The following is a 24,417-nucleotide window of genomic DNA, read 5'->3' as shown; positions in this document are numbered from 1 at the left end:
GATATTAGCCGTCTAAAATTTTAATATTTATTACATTTGATTGTATATGAATGGATTCCTTAATAAATGGTATAAGAATCACGCTTTAGGCTACAAAATATTGTTGTACTTGGTTACCACATTATTTATAGTTTACCTTTTCCCAAAAACAGGAAAATTTAGATATTCTTTTGAAAAAAGTAAACCTTGGCAATCAGAGAATTTATATGCACCTTTTAACTTTGCAATAAAGAAATCTAGTGCCGAAATTGAGAAAGAAAAACTTGAAATTGAAGCTCAAAGCCCTGTTTACTTCGAAGTAAATAAGAATATGGAGAGTCAGGTTTTATCTAATTATTTAGTTAGGTTTAATCAGGTATTTGAGGACTCAAGTGCATATAGTATTGAAAATTCTAATTTATATAAAGAAGGGAAATTTATAGTCAATAAATTATATAATCCAGGAATTTTAGATTTAGAATATAGTTATTCTGATGATCGTACTGCAGTGTTGACAATTTCTAACAAAGTTCAGAGTGAGTTGCAATATGGTAGTTTAAATGAATTAGGAGAACTTCGGCAACTTGTAGAAAAGGATTTAGGTAGTAGTCTATCCATTGATGTTAAAAAGCGAATGATTTCAATTTTTTTCGATGTCATTAAACCTAATATTAGTCTAAATAAAAGTTTAAGTCAAAAAGTTCTTGAAGAAGAATTGTCTAAAATAGCTTTGACTAGAGGTCAGATTGAAAAAGACCAGTTAATCGTTTCAAAAGGACAAGTAATAGAAGCAGACCAATATGATATTTTAAGTTCATTAAAATCTGAATATGAGTCTCATGTTTGGAATACAACCAACTATAATTGGGTACTTGTAGCTTATACGCTTTTAGTGGCATTGGCATTGCTAATGTTGCTTTTGTTTTTACGAAAGTATAGAATTGAAGTCTTTTTAGATAATACTAAAGTCACTTTTATATTTTTCAATATTGCCTTAATGATATTGTTAACCACTGTAGTCATTAATTTTAATTCACAATATATATATGTAGTGCCACTGTGTATATTACCATTGGTTTTAAAAGCCTTTTTTGATGCGAGATTAGGCTTATTTGCTCATGTTCTTACAGTATTACTTTTAGGGTTTATTGTACCTAATAGTTACGAATATATGTTTCTTCAAATTATTGCAGGAATGGTAACTATATTGACTGTTTCAGAATTATATAAAAGAGCAAATCTATTTATTTCTGTAGGACAAATTACCTTTATATACATAATTGCTTATTTTGCTTTTTTCGTAATTCACGAAGGTCAATTAACAGGACTAAAATGGGAAACATTTGGTTTGTTTATACTGTGTGGCCTTGCTACATTATTTGTGCAGCCCTTAATTTATATCTATGAGAAGATATTCGGATTAGTCTCAGATGTATCATTACTGGAGTTATCAGATACCAATACTAAATTATTAAAAGAATTATCTAATAGAGCACCAGGTACATTTCATCATTCATTAAACGTGGCGAATTTGGCAGAAGCTTCAGCTAATGAAATTGGAGCCAATGCTATGTTAATTAGGGTAGGAGCATTGTATCATGATATTGGAAAGATGAAAAACCCAACGTATTTTACAGAAAATCAAAGTACTGGTATTAATCCTCATGACGAACTCTCTAGTAAGGAGAGTGCTAAAATTATTATTGAGCATACCTTAAATGGTATTGAAATAGCAAAAAAACATAAATTACCAGATCGCGTTATTGATTTTATAAGAACACATCATGGTACTAGTTTAGTTTATTATTTTTACATGAAAGAAAAGGCTGTTAATGAATTGGTTGATATTAAAGATTTTACCTATCCTGGACCTAAACCATTTAGTAAAGAAACAGCTATATTGATGATGTGTGATAGTGTAGAAGCCGCTTCTAAAAGCTTAAAAGAGCCTACAAGTACTAAAATAAATGAGTTTGTAGAAAATATTATAGATAAGCAGATGGAAGCAGGTCAGTTTTTAAATGCGGATATTACATTTAAAGAAATTCAATCCATTAAGAAAGTTCTTAAACATAAATTGGCTAATATTTACCATCTAAGGATTGAGTATCCTGAGTAAATTTTACGATTCTATTAAGTAAATATAAATCTGTCGTTATACTTTAATTAAAGAAAAACCTATAGAAAACAAAAAAGCCTCAACATAAATATGTTGAGGCTTTTTGTGATCGCACTAGGATTCGAACCTAGGACCGCCTGCTTAGAAGGCCAAAAAATCGACTGTTTTCACACGTAATATTATTATTAAATATCTGATTTTGTTACGTTTAATTGGTTTTGAGATTGTTTGATATGAATTGTGTTCAAACAAAAGTGTGCGTAAAGTGTGCGTAATTTTTGCTAACTTTATATCTAAAATTACAGAGAAATGGCTCGAGCAAAATTAATTTTGGATACTAGAGCTAAGTCAAAAACTGAGAATGAAGGGGTGTTTCCAATCGTAGTTAGAGTTTTTCATAAGGGACCTAGAATGATTCGTCTTCCTTACAAGACTTCTAAAGTTGGATGGGATGCTGAAGTGCTTTAATTCTAGATATTTCGTCTTTTGTTTCCTCTTTTACTCTGGTGTTCATTAAGTCTTTACGATTGTACTTTTTAATCCACACATTTACTGTCGTAGGTGCAATTGAGTAGAGTTTACAAAGTTCACTCTTTGTGTGTTTACTGATAAGATCATTTACTTGAACAACGATATGATGTTAATCACTAAAATTACTATAAAAATTAGTGTTAATATGGATCCAAAAGGATTAAATGTATATTAAAAATTTTAATTGGATACTTCATATAAAATGAAATTATGCATAAAATTTTGTTTAAATAAAGTTTAATAATCCTACTGACCTAGGTCATTTCTAAAACTCTAGTTTCCATATAATTTAGCAGTAAATAAATTATTTAACTTAAATTATAAAATTATGTCACTAGTAAAATTTAGAAACAGAAGACCATGGGGAAATCTTGTTACATCAAATTTTTTTGATAATGATGATTTTTTTAGTAACCCATTATTGAGCAATGAACTTTGGAATACGCAATTGAGTGAGCCAGCGCTAAACATTAAAGAAACCAACGAAGCTTTTGAGGTGGAATTAGCAGCACCAGGATTTTCCAAAAAAGATTTCGAAGTAACCATCGATGACGGATGCTTAAATATTTCTGCAGAAAATTCACATTCTGAAGAAGAAAAAGAAGACAACTATAAACGTAAAGAATTTAGCTATAATTCTTTTGAAAAAAGATTGCAACTTCCAGACTCCATAAAAGAGGAAGATGTTAAAGCAAAATATAAAGATGGCGTACTTCGATTTAATCTAATTAAAAAGGAAGAAGCTAAACTACACAAGCCAAAGAAAATTGAGATTGCGTAAGGTGTGATTTTCAATGAAGATGTTTAGAGATTACCCTCTTGCCAAAATTTTTTATCAAAAAGTTTTAGTAAGAGGGTTTTTTAATCTTTTACTTTTAGTAGTGATTGATTATAATTTAAAATACAAATGACCATGTTAGAACCTTTTTCTCTTTCCATAAAATCTGTAGTAGACAGGTTAAACAGTAATACTGATTCTGGTTTAACTGAAAGTAAAGTAAAGGAACGTATTAAGGAATATGGCAAAAATGAGATAGCAACAAAACTACCAAAGAAAAAAATAAAAATTTTAATAGACCAATGTAACGATCGAATCATCTTCATTCTCGTGGTTGCAGCAGGTCTTACTTTCGTTTTTAACGATGATTTGCCTGAGACTATAGCTATAATCACTGTTATCCTAATTACAGTAATTATTGGTTTTATAATGGAGCTACAAGGCATTCGTTCTCTTGAAGCACTTCGACAGATGGGATTTACTGAGAGCACGGTTTTGCGCAACGGAAAAATAAAAACTATAAAATCATCTGTACTAGTACCAGGTGATATTATTTTAATAGAAGCTGGAGATGTCGTTTCAGCGGATGCTCGGCTCATTACTGTTGAAAACTTAGCAATTAAAGAAGCATCCTTAACTGGTGAAAGCAGAGCCATCCATAAGCACATAAACTCGCTATCCCAAAACACTATATTATCAGATAGGAAAAACATGGTGTTTAAAGGAACAACTGTAGAGCAAGGTTCTGCAAAAGCAATTGTGGTTTTCACTGGGAATAACACGCAACTTGCTAATATTCAGGAAATGGGAAGTAGGATTGAAGAACAACGAACACCATTAGAAAAAAAATTAAGTGCATTAAGCAAAAGGCTTATATTCCTGACGTTATTTTTTGCAATCCTCATTATTTTTACTGGTTATCTAAGAGAATTGGATATGCTCTTAATCATAGAAACAGCAGTGGCATTAGCTGTTGCAGCAATACCAGAAGGGCTTCCTGTTATAGCCACTATTGCTTTGGCAAGAGGTATGATGAAACTATCCAAGCGAAATGTTATTATTAAAAAAATGGAGGCTGTTGAAACCTTAGGAGCTACAAACATTATTTGTACAGATAAAACAGGTACGCTTACCGAAGATAAAATGCAAGTACATACCTTGATTTTTGAAGATGAAGTTTTAAGCGAAGTACATAACAAAGACTTTGCTTACTTTGAGAATACAGAAAAACCCAAAGCTTTAAATGCCATGATAATGACTAGTGTTTTGTGTAACAATACTATTTTAAAAGCTGAAGACATGAGGGGAGATAGTATTGAATTAGCACTCATACAATTTGTTAAAAAACTGCATATTAATCCCAAATATATTAAAGAAAATAATCCGGAAGAATTAGAGATTCCATTTAATACCTCTAGTAAATTAATGGCAACATTAAATGCAACAGAGAATGGGTTCACGGTTTACGTAAAAGGCGCTTTTGAGAGTGTTATAACCCTTTGTAATACAATTCTTAAAGACAACAAATCACATTCATTTAGGAATAAAAAAGAATGGACTAATCGCGTTAATAATTTGGCATCTCAAGGGTTAAGAGTATTAGCTTTTGCTTATAAAGAACAAAATGAAAAACCAGAAAAAAATAAGGTGTTATCTCAGTTAACTTTTATTGGAGTTATTGGATTTTTGGACCCAGCTAGAGAAGATGTAAAAGCAACCATAAAAGTGTATAAAGAAGCGGGTATAAAAGTGGTAATGATGACGGGAGATCATCTAGGAACTGCAAAAAAAATAGCTCAAGAAATTGGCTTATTACCTCAAAATTCGGCTTTAAGCAGTATTTTACATGGACAAGACTTACATTTTGAAACTGAACCAAACCCTACTATGGTAACAAATATATTGAATGCTTCCGTTTTTGCGAGGGTAACACCAGAGCAGAAATTAAAACTGGTTTCCCTTTATCAAGCCAATGATAATGTTGTAGGTATGTTTGGTGATGGTATTAACGACATTCCTGCTCTGCGTAAAGCAGATATTGGGATTGCTATGGGAATTAGAGGTACACAAGCAGCAAGGGAAGCAGCAGATGTTATTCTAAAAAATGATAAATTTACTGCAATGGAATTCGCCATAAAGCAAGGACGTGCCATTTTTGATCATATAAGACAGTTTGTGGTATATCTGCTGTCCTGCAATCTGGCAGAAGTAGTGTCTGTAGGTTTGGCAGCTTTACTCGCTTTACCAGTACCATTATTACCTTTACAAATATTGTTTTTAAATCTTGTTACAGATATATTTCCTGCGTTGGCATTAGGTATGGGAAAAGGAGAAGTGGATATTATGAAACGTCCACCAGGAAAAGCGAACGAACCGATTATGTCTGTAAAACGATGGAAATCAACCATTATCTTCGGGCTTTGTATAACTGTTGCTGTTATTGGTATTACTGCTTATGCTCACTTGGTACTTCAACTAACATCTAAAATCATAAATAATATGGCATTTTATACCTTAGTTCTAGCACAATTATTAAATGTATTTAACATGGCAGAAAGCAGAGTTTCATTTTTTAATAATGAAATTGTAAAAAATCTTTGGATATGGTCTTCTATTGTAATATCACTAGTGATAACCGTGGGTGTCTATTATATTCCGCCTGTGTCAAACGCACTTTTCTTAACCAATTTATCTTCAGAACAAATAGGTTGGGTAATCATTTTTGCTTTTGGTTCATTAGTTTTATCGCAGATTTTTAAACGATTAGGATTTACAGTTTAATCGCGTTTTACGCGCTTTTTTTATACATAGATTTTAGACTATTTTTCTAATTGTTAATGTAGCAATTATTAGTAAAATATAAAAAAAGACCATTACACCTATCAAAGTTCATTGGTCTTTTTTATAATCTCATTTGTACAGTAATGAGTATTTTATTTAATTTTTATATCATGTTTCAAATTTATAAAAAATTACCATCTTGGTCAGTTTTAACTCTAATAGTTTTCTCACCATTTGTCAATTTTAATTTATAGGTTTTTTTAGATTCCCACTTTGGCTCAGAATAACTCACTTTATAAATGTCTTTATCTATAGACCAATTAGGAAACCGTTCTGCTACTGCTTCAATAACAGCTAAAGGTAATTTTACATTTTTATAACGTTCAATAGTTCTAAGTAACTGACCGTCTTCGTCATAAGTAGCTACAGCATATCCTTTTGGAATATAAAATGACACATTGTAACTATCATATTCATCGCTGTAATACTCTTCTTTTGTTACATCAAACTTAGCCAGTTTTATTTGTAAATCTTTAACGCTTTGATCAATGTCTTCATCCACCACTTCATAAATGTATTTGTATTTGATAGGACGGACGACAACTGTATCGAGTTCAACTATTTGTGCAAATATTGGTGTGGTGAACGCACAAACCACTAAAAAAAGAAATAAATTTTTCATAATATTAAAGATTAAAAGTTAATAATATTCAAATTTAACCATCAGACAAAAGCTGCAAAATGACCTAGGTCATTAGATTGATTTTATTGTAGTAGAAGCATCTTGGAATCTAGCTATAGATTAAATTTTGGTTTTATTAAAACTCATTTATTTGATAATCTAAAAGAGGCTTTCATAGTTGCTTTTTTTTGTTGAAATAGCTTTATAGATGAAACAGCCTTTTGTTGTTCCATAATAATGCGTCCCATCAAATAACAAATAGTGGACTCGGCACCTTGGTTTAAATTTACGTTCGTTTTTTCTAAGCCGTCATAACAACCACCAGTTATTGGGTTATACATAATTTGATTGAGATGATTTTTACCTAAAAACCAATCAAATGCTGTTTGCATCATCGTTTTATACATAGGATCTTCAAACGTTTTATAAAAGAGACTTAAAGTCTGTATGGTATAAGAAACATCAATAGGTTGTTCTCCAAATTTACTTGGAATACTGTCTTTTTTATACCATCCTTGATTAGAAATTACTTTAAAATGCCCATTTATAAACATCTTTGATAGTAGAAAATCAAACGATTCTATAGCGACTCTCTTATAAGAATCTTTACCTGTTACTAGATAACTATAAAGTATAGCTTCTGGAAGAACACTATTAGCATACGTTAAGTAATTTTCAAACCAGTTCCAGCTTCTTATCGCATTGACATCGTAATTTGAAATAAGGTTTTTTGATAGTTTTTTAATAATTGATACCGCATTGTTATCTTTATCTGCAGAGTTATATAAATATAATCCTTTTATCACAAAACCAATAGCTCTAGGAGACAAAATATTGCTCATCCATGGTATACTTCGTAAGAGACTTAATTTCGCTCTAGTTACAAAAGTTTTCGGTAAATGTTCTTTTAAAGAAACAACGGTTCCCAGAGCCCAAATAGCTCTTGCATTAGAATCCTCTAGATTTACATAGTCGTTTTTTATATGCGTGTGGTTGTGCTCATCCACATAGTTTATAAAAGTGCCATACTCTGTTTGGCAACGCTCAATAAAAGATAAGTATGTATCTATAAATAATAAGTTTGAAGATTTTTTAAACACATTATAATGCATACACATAGTGATTAACGCACGAGCATTATCATCCAAGGTATATCCAGAATTAATATCTGGTTCAGAAATTTTGCTAAACTGAATTATGCCTAAAGCTGTGGTCATATTTTTTAAATGGTTTAGCTTTATTGGAGGATAGTTGAATGTGGTTTTCAACGATTCATCGATACTTTTTTTATAAATATCAATTTGTTTTATAGCGACATTATTCCATGAAGATGCTCTTGTTTTTTCAAAAGCGGAGAGTGCCATAGACTCTCGTAATGTGTTATTATGTAGTATTTTAATTGTTTCTTTCGCCATTTGTTCTGAGTCTTCAATAGGTACTAATATTCCTTCGTTAATTGAAAGCACTTCGTTAGTATGCGGAATAGCTGTTGCCACGATAGGACAAGCGCAACTCATGGCATAAGCAAAAGTGCCACTTACGGCTTGGTTGGCATCTTTAGAAGTAAATAGGTAAATATCTGTTGCCTTTAAATAGTCCAAAAGCTCGTCTATTTCTAAATAGCGATTAATAAAACTGACATGGTTTTTGAGTTTGAGTTCTTTAACAAGCAATTCTAAAGAATCTCTATAGTCATCTTTGTTGTTTACTAAGGTATTGGGATGTGTTTTGCCTAAAATTAAATACAAAACATTAGGTGTGTGATTAATAATTTCTGGCAATGCTTTTAAGGCTGTCTCAATACTTTTGCCTGAACTTAAAAGCCCAAAGGTTGACAAAACTGTGCGATTTTCTAAATTAAATTTACATTTAGCATTTTGAGTATTTTCATAATTAACGTTATGAGTGCCATGTGGAATGCATGCAATACTATTTTCATTAATATCATAATCGTCTACTAGTATCTTTTTAGATTTTTTAGTCATTACAATAACAGAATTACTATAAGAAATAAGTAGCTTAACAAAAGCCATTAATTTTTTATCAGGAGTTGGTATAACGCTGTGAAATGTGAAAGTTACTGGTTTTTTTAGTACGTCCAGAAAACCTAATAAATAGTTTCCATAAGTGCCACCAAACAAACCAAATTCATGTTGTATATGTACCAATTTTATAGTATTGTCGCCATTTATTTCTCTGCCAATTTTAGTGTAATCTGACTTTAATGTGGGATTGATGGTAAAATGAACATTATGATTTACATCTATATTATCTGAAATATCACAGATTTCGCAAGCCAAGTTTTCACCAAAAACATCAGTAATAGCAGAAATAATATCTTGGGTATAAGTAGCAATGCCACATTGTGTTGGAGGAAATGTTGATAGAAACAGTATTTTAGGTGGTGAATTTATTTTCATGTGTTTTTATTGATTTTTCAGTTCATCTAATAGTGTATTAATATTAACGGATGCCACTGCTACGCAACTATCTGCTGCGCCATAATAAATATAAAGCTCATCATCAAAAAGAGCTGTTCCTGTTGGGAATACTACATTGTTTACGTAGCCTACTTTTTCATAACTTTCAGTAGGAGAGAACAAAGGTTTATTAAGTCTTCCTAGTACTTTTCTAGGATCATTCAAGTCTAATAAAACTGCAGAGGCATGATAAATTAAGTGTTTTGTATGGTTTTCTACACTGTGGTATATAACCAACCAGCCTAAATCAGTCTCAATAGGAGGACATCCACCACCGATATGGCTACTTTCGTGTTTATATTTTGGTTGTAATACAATATGTTGTCTTAAATTTGAAATGTAGGTCTCCCAAAATGCTACCGTTAACTCAGAAGGGTCATTGAAATATAAGATTTGAATAGAGGGAAAAAGTCTGTGGAATACGGCAAATTTTCCATTTATTTTCTTCGGAAAAAAGATAATGTTCTTGTCCCAAACATATATTTTTCCTTTCATTAATCGCTCAAGTTTATACCGACAATATAAATCGTAGAAAAGCGTATGATGGATACTTATTTTTTCATAATTATTTTTAATAAGCTCTGAATATTCTTCAAAAGTAAATTTGGGTGTAATAATGCCTTGTCGCTCAAAGGTTTTTAAATCTTTTGAAGTGGCATAGGCACCAAAAACGTTAATCCCGTCGTAAGCAGCATACGACAGATAATAGGTATCATCAATTTTTGTAATTCTAGGATCTTCCACACCTTGAAATTCTTCTGGAGTTTCTGAAAAAAAGACAGGTTCTATTAATCGCTTAACAACTTTTAAAGGACCTTCTAATTTGCTATAACCTATTGTAGAGAAGTTTCCGTTTCTAACGGCACGATATAATAAATGTACGGTATTTCCTTCTTGCATTACAGCAGGATTAAAAACTCCTAAATTTTCAAAGCTGTTATTCGTTTTTTTGAGAATAACACCATGTTTAGTTACTAAAGTCATAATAATGCATTAGATTTTTGATGAAATTAACTTTATTTAATAACAGCTAAAATGACCTATGTCATTCCAAAACAGAATGACCTAGGTCATTTCAAATCTGTTTCATTGGTAATACATTTGGTTGTCGATTTTTAAATACAGAAAAGATGAAGGACATTAGTATTGAAGAACAATTAAAAGATAAAGGCATAAGAAATTCATTGCTTATTGAGGCGTTTCAAGATATTCCGGAAGCTTTTTTTTTATCAGAAAATTTACATCCCTATTTTTATGAAGATATAAGAATTGAAAAATCTATAGAAAAGACAGAGCCTAGGGTCATTGTTGTTGCAAGAATGTTAGAGCAGTTACAAGTAAAATCGGAAGAAAACATCCTCATTATTGGTGTAGATTCAGTTTATATTTTGGCTGTACTTTCTAAAATATATAAGGAGGTTTATGCCTTAGAAACTGCCAAAACCTACTCAGATTGGGCATTAGAAGTTTTAAAGAATATAGATATTACCAATGTGCATATAAAAACAGGAAAGCTTGAAAACGGATGGAAAGCAAAAGCACCATTTAATGCTATTCTAAGTGCTTCAGAATTCAATGAAATCCCAAAGACCATAAAGTCACAGTTAAAAATTGGTGCCAAATTATTGGCACCAGTAGGGCCAGATTGGGCACATGTTATGCTAGAGACTATAGAACGTGTTTCTGAAACCGAATACATCACAAAGGCGCTACGAGATAACTATTTTATTCCAAAGCCAAAACTGATTCCTAAAATTGGGACTAAGATGTATCCTGAAAATGAAATTATAGACGAAATAGGTATTAGTTCCATTCCTTTTAAAGCGATTATAAAGTTTCCAATAGATGGGTTGTTAGAGCGCATAAGTGATGCTAAAGTGGTGTTATTAGGAGAAGCCTCACATGGAACTTCAGAGTTTTATGCCATGAGGCAAGAAATCACAAAAGCATTAATAGAAAAAAAAGGGTTTAACCTTGTTTGTGCAGAAGCAGATTGGTCCGATGCAGAGCAGATTAACAATTATGTAAGAAACCAATACCAATCTCAAGATTGGATGCCTTTTTCACGTTTTCCAGAATGGATGTGGAAAAATAAGGAAGTACTCGATTTTGTAGAATGGCTTAAAAAAAACAATACTAAACATAATAATACAATAGGTTTTTATGGCCTTGATTTATATGGATTAGAAAACTCTATTGATTTAGTTATTAATTATCTTGAAGAGATTGATTCAGACTTAGCAGCACTTGCAAAATTGCGTTATTCGTGTATTATGCCTTATATGTCAAATCCTACCGTATATGGTAAATTAGTAAAAAATCAGAAATTAGAGAGCTGTGAGAAAACCGTGCTAAAAATGTTGTTTGATTTGTTAAAAAACAAAAATAAACTCAACCATTCTCAAGCCTATTTTTATGCCTACCAAAATGCGACAGTTGTGGTTGACGCAGAGCGGTATTACAAAGCTATGTACTATGGTAGCGCAGAATCTTGGAACTTGCGTGATTTTCACATGTTTTATACCTTAAAATCATTACTATCTTATCATGGTAAAGACTCAAAAGCGGTTGTTTGGGCGCATAATTCGCATATAGGAAATGCTTTGGCTACAGAAATGTACGCGAGAGGGGAAATAAATATTGGGCATTTATGCAAGGAACATTTTGGATCTAAATCTTATAATATTGGTTTTGGAACCCATACAGGAACCGTTGCTGCAGCTAAAAACTGGGGTGATGCAATGCAAGTTATGCCTATTAATGATTCTTTAGCAGAAAGCTATGAACATTTATGTCATAAAACTAACGTTACTAATTTTACATTGCCTTTAAGAGAACAACATTCAGAAAAAAACTTGAGGGAATTATTAAGCACACCAAGGTTAGAACGCGCTATTGGCGTTGTTTATATACCAGAAACAGAATTGATGAGCCATTACTTTAAAACTGTTTTACCATCTCAATTTGATGAGTATATATGGTTCAATAAAACAAAAGCTATAACACCACTTAAAATAAAAACAGAAAAGCCTGAGCTAAAATACATGCATCCATTTGGCAGAATAGACAAATAAATAATTTCAATTTATTAATACTGGCTATTAAAACTTTTGTATTTGTACAAACTTATATTTTCTGTTTGTTATAGGTTTTTATAACTCTATACTAGCATTACTCTCAATAAATGTTAAAGGATAAACATGATTCAAAACTAAAAATCAATGATTTAGGTCATTATGTTTAATCACAAGCAAACTGACTCACATCATTTTAAAAACGCATTACTACTGCTATTTTTATTGAAACTATTGATTAAAATTAAATTAAAACGTGAAAATCAATATCCAATAGTTCATACATGTTAATGTATTATTTGAATTTTCAATTAACCATAAAATATTATGTTATGAAAAAAATTACTTTATTACTATTATTTACATTTTCGAACTTTTATGCACAGCAGCAATCCTTCGCAGTTCCCGAAACTTGGGAAATTGATTCTTGGGATGGAACAAATTGGAATTTGTCGTCTAGAACAAGCAATACGTTTAATGAAGATTGTTTTCCCATTGAAACATTACAACAAGTAGATCTCGGAGGCGTTCTTATTAATTCAATATTTATTAATACTAGTTATAATGATAGTAATCAGCCAATTTTAATGATTGCACAACTTTGGAATTCTAATACAAATTCTTGGAACAATTTATTCAAAGAGAATTATACATATTCAGGAGGTAACTTAACAGAATTACTAACTTCTGTTTGGGTAAATAATACATGGCAGCAATCAGAGAAGAAAACTTCGACTTATTCTGGCTCAGAAAACCTTCTAATAAACAGCATTACTGAAGAGTGGGAGACGTCTTCAAATTCTTGGAAAAATGATGAGCGAGAAGTGTATTCTTATGAGGTGTATTCTTGTTCAGTTTTTTTTATTTCAACCATTGAAATTCAAGATTGGAATGGGACAAGTTGGGAAAACGATGCTCGTGAAGTCTATTCTTATGCTAATTGTTTAATTGCTACGTTAGAGTCTCAAGATTGGGATGGAGCCAATTGGGAAAATGAATATCGTGAAATATTTTACTATGACGGAAATGATTATTTAATAGAAATAGAAGAGGAAGACTGGAATGGTGCTACTTATGAAATCGATTCTAGAATTTTAATAACAAATAGTACTGACGGAAACCCAACGGAAATGATTTCGCAAGATTGGCTCGATAATAATACATGGTTAAATACAATTAGAGATACAAGAACCTATTCTTGTTTACCATTAGCTATTACTGAAGTAGGCGAATTAATAAATTTACGGATATACCCTAATCCTGCTTCAAATAGAATTCACATTAATTCAAATTATAATTTAGATGTTATTATTTATGATACTAATGGAAGAGAATTATGTTCAAAATTTATAAAGCAAGAACATGATATAATTGATTTAACTAACCTTTCAAATGGAATTTATATTATGAAGCTCGTTTACAATAATTCTGTACATATTACAAAATTAGTTGTAAAGCATTAATCATTAATTCTCAGCAAGTAATACAATAGGTACTTGTTGAGAATTATTTTTGTTATAAAGCATCTTAACTTTGCAATTTTATAAGTATTTGAGGTTAGTTAAATAAATTTTAACTTGTGGTTTTCTTGTTGAGATATGTTTTAACTTCAGTATCATTAACTTGGTCGAAGTTTTCATAAAACTGACCTACAGCTCTGAAATTTTGGGGTGTTGATAGACAAATAACCTCGTCAACAAAAGGTGTGTTTTTTAGTTTTTGTAAAGCACTTTTAGATGATACTGGAATAGCAACCACAATTTTTTTTGGCTGTTCTTCGTGCAACATTTCAATGGTAGATATAATAGTATTACCAGTGGCAATACCATCATCTACAATAATTAAGATTTTATCTTTTAGTTCTTGCGGTTTTTTATGACCATAATAATCTTGATACCGTTTGCTAAGCAAAGTTCTAATTTTTTTAGTTTCTTCCTCAATATAACTCGTAGAGACGTCATTAGCGGCATCACTTAAAACCAAACTTTTTAAGGTTACTGCACCAATAGCAAATTCCTTATGCATTGGATGCCCTATTTTTTTAGAAAGCACCACCTCTAATGGTAAATGTAGTTGTTTTGCTATGACATAGCCCATAGGCACACCACCTCTTGGGATGGCTAAAACAATAGCGTTGTTTTTATCTTTATAAGCTTGAAGTTTATCTACTAATAGATGAGCAGCTTCAATTCTATCTTCATAAATCATGGCTTTAGTTTTTTAAATATTTAGTAAACCAATTACTGGTTAATTTTGCCACAGCTTCTAACTTGCCAGGTTCGGAAAACAAATGGGTGGCACCTTCAATAATTTCTATTTTTTTAATGCCAACAAGTTTAGCGTAGGCTTTTCTGTTTAAATCAATTACAACACCATCATTACCGCCAACAATTAAAAGGGTTGGGCTCTTTATTTTATCTAAAATAGGTATGGCCATATCTGGTCTACCACCTCTAGACACAATGGCTTTTATCCTTGTTCCTAAAAATGGTGTTGCCTTTAATGCAGAAGCGGCACCAGTACTTGCACCAAAAAAACCAATAGGTACATTTTGCATGTCCTTTTGTTTGGTTATCCATTTTGTAGTTGCCACCAATCGTTCAGCAAGTAAATCAATGTTAAACCTATTTTCATAAATAGTATCTTCTGCTTCCGTTAATAAATCAAATAATAACGAAGAAAAGCCTTCCTTTAACAGTAAATCTGCAACAAAATTATTTCTGCTGCTCATTCTACTACTGCCACTTCCGTGAGAAAAAATAACAAGTCCTTTTTGGTTTTCTGCTATACGCAGTCGTCCTTTTAAGATTGTGTTTTTTATTGGGATACTTATATCTTTATAATTCATAATTTTAATTTATGCTTTAATTACAATAACTAAACTTGGTTGTTATTTTAGAATACCATCCGTAATTATAGAAGTCAAACCATTCAGTTTTTTGCTTTTATTGTTATTTTTTAATCATGTAATAAAACCTTCATTTTGTAATGCCTTATTGATTGAAAGCAACATTTTTTTTCTTTGATTAGTTTTAATTGTGTAAAATATTATCATGCCCAATTATAGGATATCCCAATGCTTCTAATACATGCTTTGCATGTTCAAAATCATGTTTAGAAAAAAAGTCAAAGCTTACGGTTTGCATGTCTAAGTCAACTTCTACATCGCTAATATGTTGTAATTCTGTAAGTCTATTTGTTATAGTTTTTACACAAGCGTCACAGATTAGATTTTGTATGTGAACTGTTTTTCTCATAGTAGCTCTATTGAAGGTTTTTGTTTTTTTAAGTTTAATAAATTGTTTGTAAGTGTCTTATTCATATTGTCATAACCTATTTTATAAATAGTATCAATATTTTTTTTATCAAATAGCCCGTAATGCGCCAAGTTTTTTGGTGCAATTACGACATCAAAGTGTATAAATTTTTTTTCATCACTTTTGGCTATTCTAATGTTTATAGCACGTTCAATAACGTTATAAAAGTGTTTAAAATCACTGATAGCAGCAGTTTCAAAGAGATTTAAATAGACACCGATTAAAGTGCCACAATCTTTTCTAATAAGTTCTAAAGGGAAATTATTAAGCACACCACCGTCAATATATAACTTGTCCTTAATTTTAACTGGAGAAAACAATCCAGGAAAAGCAGAAGAAGCTAAAATCGGTTTTATAAGTTCACCCTCACTAAAGGTTTCAAGTACTCCATCAGTTATATTGGTAGCGGTAATAAATAGTTTCTTTTTGAGTACACTAAAACTGTCTTCTGAAAATTTTTTCTTGAAAAAACTGTAATACTTACCACTATCTATAAAGCCTGGTTTGCTGAGTGCATATTTTTTATAGTCCAAAATTTGTACGGTTTTAAAAAATTGCATCATCTCATCACAGGTATAACCATAAGCATATAATCCACCTACAATGGCACCAGTACTTGTACCTGCTATATGTGTTGGGTAAATGTTATGCTCTTCTAAGGCTTTTATAGCACCAACATGGGCTACGCCTCGCATACCACCTCCAGAAAGTACTAAACCTATAGTCTCACTATTCATTGCTATATAAAATATTAAAAAACTGAATTTGGTTATAATTACTGAAGTTATACCTTAAGAAATGTTTTTGAAATGACCGTGGTCATTTAGTTAAAAATAAGATTAACTTAAATTCAATTTTTCATGATGTAATCCTTTTTTTTCTAAAGATATGAAGTTAGTTTTTTTGTTTAGTGCACTAATTCAAAACCATTTCCGATTGTGTTTTTGAGGTTGTAATATGTTGATATATATCATATTAAATAAGATTTAAAATTATTATTTTTATAGTAGATTATTTTTTTATTGCAATTAATATATGCGTTTTTCTTATTTGTAGATTAGTAATTTTTTGATACTCAATTCTGAAAAAAGATTAAAACTGTTGTTTATGAAAATCAATTATGGATAAAATATGCAGCTACTATTGATTACATTAAATGATTCAAATAATATGAAAATAAAAAATATATAATTAACTAAAATGTTGTCTAGGATATCTCCTAGTAAATTAGAGAATTACTAAAAGTACTAATAGAAGATTAAGTCTATAGTCATTATAAAAATTGCGAATAGAGCTAAGTATCAATTAATAACTTTTTAACCCAACTAAATGGCAGCAATTACATGATAGGAAGTTTACAAAATGAAGGTCTTTTTCAAAGTATGTTCCAATTAACTACTGAAGGTGTTTTAGTACTAGATAATGATGGAACTATCTTATTGGCAAATTCTGCATGCGAAAATCTGTTTGGAATTGACTCTGATAATTTATTAGGTATGAATTTAGAGACTCTAATAACAAAGAAAAATAGAGAACAACTTATAAAGCACATAATAAACTTTAAAAAAACAAGGACTAATATAAACTTTGAAATATTTGGGGTAAAAAATGATGGAAGAGAATTTAGTTTAGAAATCAGGTTAAGTTATTCAGTAATTGATGGTAAAAATTTAATCATCACTTTTTTGCGAGATATAACCAATCGCACTGAAAGTCTTCAAGAACTAAAAAAAATAAATGATAAGTTAATAGAAAGTAACCATAAATTTAACACATTAATTAATAATGTAAAAGGAATATTATTTCGTTGTAAGAATGATAAGAATTATACAGCAGAATATATTAGTGAAGGTTGTTTAGAAGTCACAGGATATCCTTTTCAGGATTTTAAAGATAAGACCATAAATTTTGGCCAACTTATTATTGAAGAGGATCGAAATAAAGTATGGAAACATTTGCAAACAGCTATAAATAAAAGAAAAGCATATGATTTTGAGTATCGCATTCATCACAAAAATGGAAGTTTAAAATACGTTTGGGTAAAAGGCGAAGCTATTTATAATAAGCAAAATAAGGTTATTGCATTAGAAGGTTTTGTAGCAGATATAACATCATATAAAAAGCAAGAGCTTACCATAAAAGCCAACAAAGCTAAAATGAAGGCATTATTAGAAGCCATGCCTGATATGATGCTTATACAAGATAGAATAGGGAACTATACAGATTTTTACGCCAAAAACCGGGATGATTTAATTATTTCACCAGAAAAATTCATTGGTAAAAATATGAAAGATATTTTGCCTGCATCTATTTATAAAAAAGTGAAACTTTCACAGCAAATTGTGTTAACCTCTGGAAATATGCAGATTACAGAGTATAGCTTAAAAATTAAAGAAACGATAAAACATTTTGAAGCTCGTACGGTACTTATGAATGAGCATAATCTTTTAACAATAGTTAGAGATGTTACTAAAGAAAGAGAAAAGGATGAACAACTAAATATAAAGAACAATGCTTTGGCGTCCACAAGTAATAGTATCACAATTGCAGATGCACAAAAACCACATCCACCAATTATTTATTGTAATGCTGCATTCGAAAAAATTACAGGCTATAATAAAGAAGAAGTATATGGCAGAAACTGTAATTTTTTACAAGACGATGATAGAGATCAAAAAGAGATTAATGTCATGAGAAATGCTATTACAGAAGGTGAAGCTTGTAATGTTGTGTTACGTAATTATAGAAAAGATGGAACACTGTTTTGGAACGATGTTACAATTACTCCTATATATAATAACAAAAATAAATTAACGCATTTTATAAGTGTGCAAAATGATGTTACAAATAAGATAAAGTCAGAAGATCTTAAAGATAGAATTCAAAAAATATTAGAATCAATAGCTCAAGACAAGCCTTTAAAATCGATAACTAAAAAAATTATTGATACAGCAGAAATATATCTTAAAGACTGTATAGGTTCTATTTCTGTATTAGATAAAGTAGATAAAACATTACACATATTAGCGGCACAAAATTTACCAAAAGCATTCTGCAATTTTATTGATGGTACTGTTATTAGTCCAAAAGCAGGCACGTTTGGTGCTGCAGCGTTTTTAAAAAGAGAAGTTATTGCCTCTGATATAGAAACTAACGTGTTTTGTGAAGGTTATAAACATATGGCCTTAAAAGATGGTTTAAAAGCGTGTTGGTCATTCCCTATTATGTCATCTACGAATAAAGTACTAGGTGTATTAAGTTTTTATAGCTTATCTGCAAGACCACCTATAGCAAACGAAAAAGAAATGCTTTTAGATATGACATATCTAGCTAGTATTGCCATTGAAAAAAATAACAATACAATTGTACTAAAAGAAAGTAAAAAGCAGTTAGAAATATACGCTAAGCAATTAGAGGAAAAAGTAAAAGAGCGCACACAAGAAGTTATGGCAACCGTACAAGAGTTGGTGGTTACTAATCTTAATCTTGAAGATCAAATACAGATTACCAAACAAGCAGAAAGTGAAACTATCATTAGTAAATCAATTACTACTGCAATTGCAAAAAATTTCCCAAAAGGCATTATTGCTGTTGTAAATAAAGATTTTCAATTAGTTTTAGCCGAAGGAGAAGCGTTAAATAAACTTGGTTTTAAATCACTTGTTTTTGAAGACATGATGCTAGATGATCTTTCCTTTTTTTCTGAAGAACGAAAAACAATACTAAAACAATACATATCTAAAACACTCTCTGGAACCAATCTCTCTTTTGAGATTGAATATAAAAACAGATACTTCTCTGTAAACACTGCACCTTTATTTGATGAAAACAACCAAGTATCTAATGCCTTAATGGTTTACAACGATATTTCAGAGCAAAAGGAAATTGAATTTAGAATACAAAATGCACTAAAAAAAGAGCAAGAATTAAATCAACTAAAATCGCGTTTTGTATCTACAGCATCTCACGAGTTTAGAACGCCTCTAAGTGCTATACTAACTTCTGCTATTTTAATACGCAAGCAAAATGGATATGGAACAGAGGTAAAAAGAGAAAAATACGTATTACAAATTGAACAGAATGTAAATCACCTTGTCACTATTTTAAACGATTTTCTCTCATTAAGTAAATTAGAAGAGGGTAAAACAAAAGCTGTAAAGGAACACTTTGAAATTATCAATTTTGTTAAAATTTTGATTAATGAAAGTAAAGTGACTCTGAAAAAAGCACAGCAAATCAATTTTAATTCAAGTCTGTTGCATCTAATTGTAAATCTAGATGCTAAATTACTTCGTCAAATAATTACCAATCTCATATCTAACGCATCAAAATACTCCTCAGTAAATTCAATTATAAATTTTAAAATATCTAAAAACAATGATAAAGTATTAATAGAAATTAGAGATAGCGGTATTGGTATTCCTCAGGAAGAACAAGACCAATTGTTTAATCGTTTTTTTAGAGCAAATAATGCTATAAATATAGAAGGAACAGGTTTAGGATTAAATATAGCGAAGCACTATACCGAGCTAATGGATGGAACTATTAGTTTTAAAAGTAAACTAAATGAAGGCACAACGTTTTGCGTTGAATTGCCCATTAATAATAATGAATGAGGTCTCAATAACTTGGGAATAAAAATATAATTTTTCGATGAAAAAAGTACTGATTATAGAAGACAATGAGATTGTTCGCGAAAATACAGCAGACATTCTAGAGCTTGCAGGTTATAGTACTGCAACAGCCGAAAACGGAAAAGTAGGTGTTAAAAAGGCAAAAGAACTACTTCCAGATGTTATTGTGTGCGATATTATGATGCCAGAATTAGATGGCTATGAAGTATTACAAGATTTAAACCAAAACACCAATACAGCCAGAATTCCATTTATTTTTCTCACTGCTAAAACAGAAAAAATAGACATGAGAAAAGGCATGAATTTGGGTGCTGATGATTATTTAACAAAGCCTTTCAGCGAAAAAGAATTGCTTGAAGCAATAGATTGTAGACTAAGAAAACACGATTTTTTAAAAGAGCACTATTCTTCTTCCATTGAAGGTGTTACACAATTTATAAAAGCAGCCTCAAACTATTTGGATTTAGACCATCTATCTAGAGATTATTCATCACAAAATTATAGAAAAGGAACCGTACTCTATAGAGAAGGCAATAGGGCTAATTGTTTATATTTTATACAACGTGGAGCTGTAAAGACCTTTAAAACAACCGAAAAGGGAAAAGAGTTTGTTACTGGTTTATATAGTGATAGTCATTTTGTTGGGCAGTTATCGTTATTGTCAGACCATGGGAGCTATATAGAATCTGCAGCAATACTTGAAGATGCAGAACTATATGAAATTCCGAAATCTGATTTTACTAGCCTTTTACATGCCAATAAAGATGTAGCCAATAAGTTTGTGAGTATAATATCAAATAATTTAGTAGAAGTACAAGAACAATTAATTAACGTGGCTTTTGGAACTGTAAGACAACGTGTGGCTAAAACCTTATTAGACATACATAACAAGTCTATTTTACTAAATAACGAAAACAATGGTATAAGTATTTGTAGAGAGGATTTTGCGGGTCTTATTGGTACAGCTACAGAAACAGCCATTCGTATGCTCACCGAATTTAAGAATGAAGGCTTAATAACCATTGGCCATGCTAGAAAAATAGTGATAGAAGACAAAGAAACCCTTGAGGACATTGCCCTGTTTGGTTAAACCTACATTTTATGACACATATTGAGCCTAAAATAATCCGTCAAATTTTTGTGTTACTATTAATTATATTTACTGGTAGTTTAATTTTTTACGAAATATTTCCTTATTTAACAGGTGTTTTAGGCGCGATTACATTTTACATTTTATTAAAAAGCATAATGAAAAAATTAGTGTTTCATTACCGCTGGAAACCCGCACTAGCTGCTGCGACATTAATGATAGGTTCTTTTTTTGTTATTCTAATTCCTCTTATTGGTTTTGGATTATTGTTAGGTAATAAAATTTCTGAAATAACTCGTAATAGCGAAAAAGTAATAATTGCTCTTAAAGATTTGATCGGAAATCTAGAAACTGAAATAGGAATAGACATTAATTCTCAGATCGATACACAAGCAGTTACCACTTTTTTAACAGAGCGTATACAAAATATGGCAGGCGGTACTTTAAATCTATTTATAGCTATCAGTATTATGTACTTTATGCTTTATTTTATGCTAATTAACTTTAAAAAACTAAGGGTGGCTTTTACTGATTTTATTCCTATGAGTTCTAAGAATATTGATGAAATTAGTAGCGAAGTACAATCCATGGTAAAATCTAATGCTATTGGTATTCCTTTAGTTGCTTTGGCACAGGGTTTTATTGCGCTTATTGGGTTTGTGATTTTTGGTATTGAAGATGCGCTATTTTGGTTTGCAATTACAACTATTGGTTCGCTAATTCCTTTTGTTGGTATATCGATAGGAATTGTACCCGTATTTTTACTTGCTTTATCTTATGGTAATTCTTTTCAGGCTTGGGGAATTTTAACTTATGGTACTGTAGTCGTTGGTGCTACAGATAACCTTTTAAGGTTATATATTCTCAAAAAACTAGATGATGTACATCCATTGATTACGCTTTTTGGAGTACTTGTAGGTATTCCTTTATTTGGGTTTATTGGAGTGATTTTTGGTCCTCTGTTAGTAAGTGTCTTTTTAGGATTGATTAAGATTTATATGGCTGAATATGGAAAGTTATCGGAATATAGCACTGACGTTTAATGATGAGAATTAATTATAGTAAATTCATTCTAAAAAAATCGATAGTCTTTTGGATTCCAATAATCGTCAAGCATAAGTACCCATAATGCAAACGCTAATGTTATGCCGTTAAATAGATTTAAGACAATGTGGTAAGTGTATTTTGTTTTTACTTCTGAAAAATTTTGGAATATTAATCTACCAATTAAACAGCAAAATTTAATTATGTTTTAAGAAATTTATGCCTAGAACTTTTGTTTTGTAAACTAAAGCTATAATCTACAGGTTATTATGCTATACACTTATATTAAATCTCAGTAGGTATTAGTCAAAATATCCAATAATAGCGATTTAGAAGTATCTTGATAATCTTATCTTGAAGAATGTCACCAATTTCTAATGCAATATGTTTTGGATAAAGCAAATATTTCACTTTATGGTAATTATAAACCAACAGCTCTTTTTCTATGGACTTTTGTAGTTTTAGTATGTTGAGATGTGTGTCAATTTCTTCAAAAGAATTGTAGTATTTGTGTATCATAATTTATTAAAATAATGTGAAGAGAAAAACCTGATTATTGGTTTGTTTAGTTTTTTCCGAAATTTATAAGAGAGTAGAGCTAAAAGCATTAAGAACACGCTTACAATTACAAACCCTAGCCAGGTGCTTTCCAGCGTTTGTCCTATGACATAAGCTATTGCAATAGATAAAACAAATAAGGCTAGTAACAAGAGTGATCCTACTAATGCAGTTTGAAAAAAACTAGTTACTAACCTCATAAGTATTTTAAATACTTTTAGTTCTAGATACGATTCGCTATATTTTAAATAACTACGTGCATCTACATCTACTTCTTTAATAGTTTCTTTAAATTGATCAAAAGCCATATAAGTCTTTATTTATGCAGTTGTGCATTTTTCTTCTTAAGATCTTCAAGTTTAGCCTCTAAGGAAGTAATTAGATCTTCTGCTTTATAACTCATGTTAGAAACAGTCTCATCTAATTTTTTATCAAAAGCTTCCTTTTTTTCATGAGCAGTTTTAGTAAGTTCGTCTTTAGCTTGTTTTAAACGATCAGAAATATCGTGTGTGGTATCTGCTACTGTATGTTTTATTTTTTCTCTAGTTTCGCTACCTTTAAATGGTGCAAATAGAATACCTAGACCCGCACCAATGGCTGCGCCAGTTAAAAAGGATATAAATAGATTTCCATTATTATTTTCCATGGTGTAATTATTTAAGTTGTTATTATTTATATACTATAAAGATAATTAGCGATTGCCTTTTCTAAAATGATACAGATCAGTTGTTAAAGTTTTATTTACGGTTTTAACATATCAAATTGGGTTTGTTTTTTTTGATTGACCTACATCATTTACAATAAGCCTTAAAGGACTTAACTTAGTTTTGTTAGGTATTATACCAACTATATTAAAATAATGATGTCAAATAACTTCAACACAGAGCAAAAACAAGTATCTTTTAAAGCCTATAAAGATTTACGGCAATTAGAAAATGCTTTGAAAGATTTAAAAGAAGCAAATACCAATCTTTTTCATCTTTCTATTTTAGGAAAAGTGAACCAATATTGTATAGATAAAGATATTATGTATTCAATGGATAATAGTATTATTAAGTTATATTGGCAGGATTTAATGGGTAAGACTGTAAATTTTGGTTCTTATTATAATCCAGAAAGCGGATTTGTATTTATTGTAGGATATTTAATGACAATATTTCTTCATAAAATAAACGGGAAATCTTTAGCGACATTATCTTCTGGTTCTTACGGAATTTTTAGAGGAATTGGTGGTAGTGAAGCACAAGCAACAATGTCTTTAAAAATGTTGAATAGCGGTTGTTATTTGTTAATTTTAAGAGGAGACAAAAGTGAATTGAATTTTCTTTAATGTTGAAAATGATTTTAAAA

General features: G+C 30.6%; 20 protein-coding genes. 10 read left to right on the top strand and 10 right to left on the bottom strand.

The window, feature by feature from the left end:
- The first annotated feature begins 46 nt into the window (after positions 1–46).
- From Q0807_RS15305 to Q0807_RS15290, 4 genes are all read left to right on the top strand, one after another.
- Positions 47–2,098 (top strand): HDIG domain-containing metalloprotein, encoded by a 2,052-nt coding sequence (locus Q0807_RS15305; protein WP_299111329.1) that lies wholly within the window; start codon positions 47–49, stop codon positions 2,096–2,098.
- A gap of 309 nt (positions 2,099–2,407) precedes the next feature.
- Positions 2,408–2,566, top strand: a complete 159-nt coding sequence (locus Q0807_RS15300; RefSeq protein ID WP_299111327.1) for a hypothetical protein — start codon at positions 2,408–2,410, stop codon at positions 2,564–2,566.
- Between the two features lie 391 nt (positions 2,567–2,957).
- Entirely contained in the window at positions 2,958–3,410 is a 453-nt protein-coding gene (locus Q0807_RS15295; protein ID WP_299111325.1) for an Hsp20/alpha crystallin family protein, read from the top strand.
- Between the two features lie 132 nt (positions 3,411–3,542).
- Positions 3,543–6,188, top strand: a complete 2,646-nt coding sequence (locus Q0807_RS15290; RefSeq protein ID WP_299111323.1) for a cation-transporting P-type ATPase — start codon at positions 3,543–3,545, stop codon at positions 6,186–6,188.
- A gap of 181 nt (positions 6,189–6,369) precedes the next feature.
- On the opposite strand, the gene Q0807_RS15285 is transcribed toward Q0807_RS15290, so the two are convergent.
- The 3 genes from Q0807_RS15285 to Q0807_RS15275 form a co-directional block, all read right to left on the bottom strand.
- The gene (locus tag Q0807_RS15285) at positions 6,370–6,870 is read right to left on the bottom strand and encodes a nicotinate-nucleotide adenylyltransferase (RefSeq protein WP_299111321.1); all 501 of its coding nucleotides are present in this window, start codon (positions 6,868–6,870) and stop codon (positions 6,370–6,372) included.
- A gap of 143 nt (positions 6,871–7,013) precedes the next feature.
- Complete coding sequence (locus tag Q0807_RS15280; RefSeq protein ID WP_299111318.1) at positions 7,014–9,290, bottom strand: glycosyltransferase; 2,277 nt, start codon at positions 9,288–9,290, stop codon at positions 7,014–7,016.
- Between the two features lie 6 nt (positions 9,291–9,296).
- Complete coding sequence (locus Q0807_RS15275) at positions 9,297–10,334, bottom strand: pesticidal protein Cry7Aa (protein ID WP_299111316.1); 1,038 nt, start codon at positions 10,332–10,334, stop codon at positions 9,297–9,299.
- A 146-nt stretch (positions 10,335–10,480) separates the two neighbouring features.
- Between Q0807_RS15275 and Q0807_RS15270 the strand changes: the two genes are divergently transcribed.
- Positions 10,481–12,424 carry an erythromycin esterase family protein gene (locus Q0807_RS15270; protein ID WP_299111313.1) on the top strand — a complete coding sequence of 648 codons (1,944 nt, stop codon included), beginning with the start codon at positions 10,481–10,483 and terminating at the stop codon, positions 12,422–12,424.
- A gap of 332 nt (positions 12,425–12,756) precedes the next feature.
- Positions 12,757–13,887 carry a T9SS type A sorting domain-containing protein gene (locus tag Q0807_RS15265; protein ID WP_299111311.1) on the top strand — a complete coding sequence of 377 codons (1,131 nt, stop codon included), beginning with the start codon at positions 12,757–12,759 and terminating at the stop codon, positions 13,885–13,887.
- 109 nt (positions 13,888–13,996) lie between these two features.
- Here Q0807_RS15265 and Q0807_RS15260 read toward each other — a convergent pair whose 3' ends face one another.
- The 4 genes from Q0807_RS15260 to Q0807_RS15245 all read right to left on the bottom strand — a co-directional run bounded on the left by Q0807_RS15260 (position 13,997) and on the right by Q0807_RS15245 (position 16,478).
- On the bottom strand, positions 13,997–14,632 hold the full coding sequence (locus tag Q0807_RS15260) for a phosphoribosyltransferase (protein ID WP_299111309.1): 636 nt from the start codon (positions 14,630–14,632) through the stop codon (positions 13,997–13,999).
- Positions 14,633–14,636: 4 nt separating this feature from the next.
- The gene (locus Q0807_RS15255; RefSeq protein WP_299111307.1) at positions 14,637–15,272 is read right to left on the bottom strand and encodes a dienelactone hydrolase family protein; all 636 of its coding nucleotides are present in this window, start codon (positions 15,270–15,272) and stop codon (positions 14,637–14,639) included.
- Positions 15,273–15,456: 184 nt separating this feature from the next.
- Entirely contained in the window at positions 15,457–15,681 is a 225-nt protein-coding gene (locus Q0807_RS15250) for a heavy-metal-associated domain-containing protein (protein ID WP_299111305.1), read from the bottom strand.
- Complete coding sequence (locus Q0807_RS15245; RefSeq protein WP_299111302.1) at positions 15,678–16,478, bottom strand: patatin-like phospholipase family protein; 801 nt, start codon at positions 16,476–16,478, stop codon at positions 15,678–15,680. Before Q0807_RS15245 ends, Q0807_RS15250 begins: the two co-directional genes overlap by 4 nt.
- A gap of 606 nt (positions 16,479–17,084) precedes the next feature.
- Here Q0807_RS15245 and Q0807_RS15240 point away from each other — a divergent pair.
- The 3 genes from Q0807_RS15240 to Q0807_RS15230 are packed head-to-tail and all read left to right on the top strand — an operon-like array spanning position 17,085 to position 22,508.
- A complete protein-coding gene (locus Q0807_RS15240; protein WP_299111299.1) occupies positions 17,085–20,357 on the top strand; it encodes a PAS domain S-box protein in 3,273 nt (1,090 codons plus the stop codon).
- A gap of 37 nt (positions 20,358–20,394) precedes the next feature.
- The gene (locus tag Q0807_RS15235) at positions 20,395–21,465 is read left to right on the top strand and encodes a response regulator (protein ID WP_299111296.1); all 1,071 of its coding nucleotides are present in this window, start codon (positions 20,395–20,397) and stop codon (positions 21,463–21,465) included.
- Between the two features lie 11 nt (positions 21,466–21,476).
- Complete coding sequence (locus Q0807_RS15230; protein WP_299111293.1) at positions 21,477–22,508, top strand: AI-2E family transporter; 1,032 nt, start codon at positions 21,477–21,479, stop codon at positions 22,506–22,508.
- A gap of 307 nt (positions 22,509–22,815) precedes the next feature.
- Here Q0807_RS15230 and Q0807_RS15225 read toward each other — a convergent pair whose 3' ends face one another.
- Genes Q0807_RS15225 through Q0807_RS15215 form a run of 3 tightly spaced genes read right to left on the bottom strand, consistent with a single transcriptional unit; the run spans position 22,816 to position 23,713 of the window.
- Positions 22,816–23,028 (bottom strand): DUF6327 family protein, encoded by a 213-nt coding sequence (locus Q0807_RS15225; RefSeq protein ID WP_299111290.1) that lies wholly within the window; start codon positions 23,026–23,028, stop codon positions 22,816–22,818.
- Positions 23,025–23,375, bottom strand: a complete 351-nt coding sequence (locus tag Q0807_RS15220; protein WP_299111287.1) for a hypothetical protein — start codon at positions 23,373–23,375, stop codon at positions 23,025–23,027. Before Q0807_RS15220 ends, Q0807_RS15225 begins: the two co-directional genes overlap by 4 nt.
- Before the next feature lie 8 nt (positions 23,376–23,383).
- Positions 23,384–23,713 (bottom strand): YtxH domain-containing protein, encoded by a 330-nt coding sequence (locus Q0807_RS15215; RefSeq protein ID WP_299111284.1) that lies wholly within the window; start codon positions 23,711–23,713, stop codon positions 23,384–23,386.
- 213 nt (positions 23,714–23,926) lie between these two features.
- Between Q0807_RS15215 and Q0807_RS15210 the strand changes: the two genes are divergently transcribed.
- The gene (locus Q0807_RS15210; RefSeq protein WP_299111282.1) at positions 23,927–24,397 is read left to right on the top strand and encodes a hypothetical protein; all 471 of its coding nucleotides are present in this window, start codon (positions 23,927–23,929) and stop codon (positions 24,395–24,397) included.
- Positions 24,398–24,417 lie beyond the last annotated feature (20 nt).

The sequence above is a fragment of the uncultured Winogradskyella sp. genome, from assembly GCF_947495255.1.
Classification (GTDB): Bacteria; Bacteroidota; Bacteroidia; order Flavobacteriales; family Flavobacteriaceae; genus Winogradskyella.
The sequence above is the reverse complement of the archived record's forward strand: the minus strand, read 5'-3'. Positions and strand labels throughout refer to the sequence as shown.

Excerpts from the sequence above, each read along its gene's own strand:
- Q0807_RS15305 (WP_299111329.1), top strand. The coding sequence starts at position 47 with ATGAATGGATTCCTTAATAAATGGTATAAGAATCACGCTTTAGGCTAC.
- Q0807_RS15300 (WP_299111327.1), top strand. The coding sequence starts at position 2,408 with ATGGCTCGAGCAAAATTAATTTTGGATACTAGAGCTAAGTCAAAAACT.
- Q0807_RS15295 (WP_299111325.1), top strand. The coding sequence starts at position 2,958 with ATGTCACTAGTAAAATTTAGAAACAGAAGACCATGGGGAAATCTTGTT.
- Q0807_RS15290 (WP_299111323.1), top strand. The coding sequence starts at position 3,543 with ATGTTAGAACCTTTTTCTCTTTCCATAAAATCTGTAGTAGACAGGTTA.
- Q0807_RS15285 (WP_299111321.1), bottom strand. The coding sequence starts at position 6,870 with ATGAAAAATTTATTTCTTTTTTTAGTGGTTTGTGCGTTCACCACACCA.
- Q0807_RS15280 (WP_299111318.1), bottom strand. The coding sequence starts at position 9,290 with ATGAAAATAAATTCACCACCTAAAATACTGTTTCTATCAACATTTCCT.
- Q0807_RS15275 (WP_299111316.1), bottom strand. The coding sequence starts at position 10,334 with ATGACTTTAGTAACTAAACATGGTGTTATTCTCAAAAAAACGAATAAC.
- Q0807_RS15270 (WP_299111313.1), top strand. The coding sequence starts at position 10,481 with ATGAAGGACATTAGTATTGAAGAACAATTAAAAGATAAAGGCATAAGA.
- Q0807_RS15265 (WP_299111311.1), top strand. The coding sequence starts at position 12,757 with ATGAAAAAAATTACTTTATTACTATTATTTACATTTTCGAACTTTTAT.
- Q0807_RS15260 (WP_299111309.1), bottom strand. The coding sequence starts at position 14,632 with ATGATTTATGAAGATAGAATTGAAGCTGCTCATCTATTAGTAGATAAA.
- Q0807_RS15255 (WP_299111307.1), bottom strand. The coding sequence starts at position 15,272 with ATGAATTATAAAGATATAAGTATCCCAATAAAAAACACAATCTTAAAA.
- Q0807_RS15250 (WP_299111305.1), bottom strand. The coding sequence starts at position 15,681 with ATGAGAAAAACAGTTCACATACAAAATCTAATCTGTGACGCTTGTGTA.
- Q0807_RS15245 (WP_299111302.1), bottom strand. The coding sequence starts at position 16,478 with ATGAATAGTGAGACTATAGGTTTAGTACTTTCTGGAGGTGGTATGCGA.
- Q0807_RS15240 (WP_299111299.1), top strand. The coding sequence starts at position 17,085 with ATGATAGGAAGTTTACAAAATGAAGGTCTTTTTCAAAGTATGTTCCAA.
- Q0807_RS15235 (WP_299111296.1), top strand. The coding sequence starts at position 20,395 with ATGAAAAAAGTACTGATTATAGAAGACAATGAGATTGTTCGCGAAAAT.
- Q0807_RS15230 (WP_299111293.1), top strand. The coding sequence starts at position 21,477 with ATGACACATATTGAGCCTAAAATAATCCGTCAAATTTTTGTGTTACTA.
- Q0807_RS15225 (WP_299111290.1), bottom strand. The coding sequence starts at position 23,028 with ATGATACACAAATACTACAATTCTTTTGAAGAAATTGACACACATCTC.
- Q0807_RS15220 (WP_299111287.1), bottom strand. The coding sequence starts at position 23,375 with ATGGCTTTTGATCAATTTAAAGAAACTATTAAAGAAGTAGATGTAGAT.
- Q0807_RS15215 (WP_299111284.1), bottom strand. The coding sequence starts at position 23,713 with ATGGAAAATAATAATGGAAATCTATTTATATCCTTTTTAACTGGCGCA.
- Q0807_RS15210 (WP_299111282.1), top strand. The coding sequence starts at position 23,927 with ATGATGTCAAATAACTTCAACACAGAGCAAAAACAAGTATCTTTTAAA.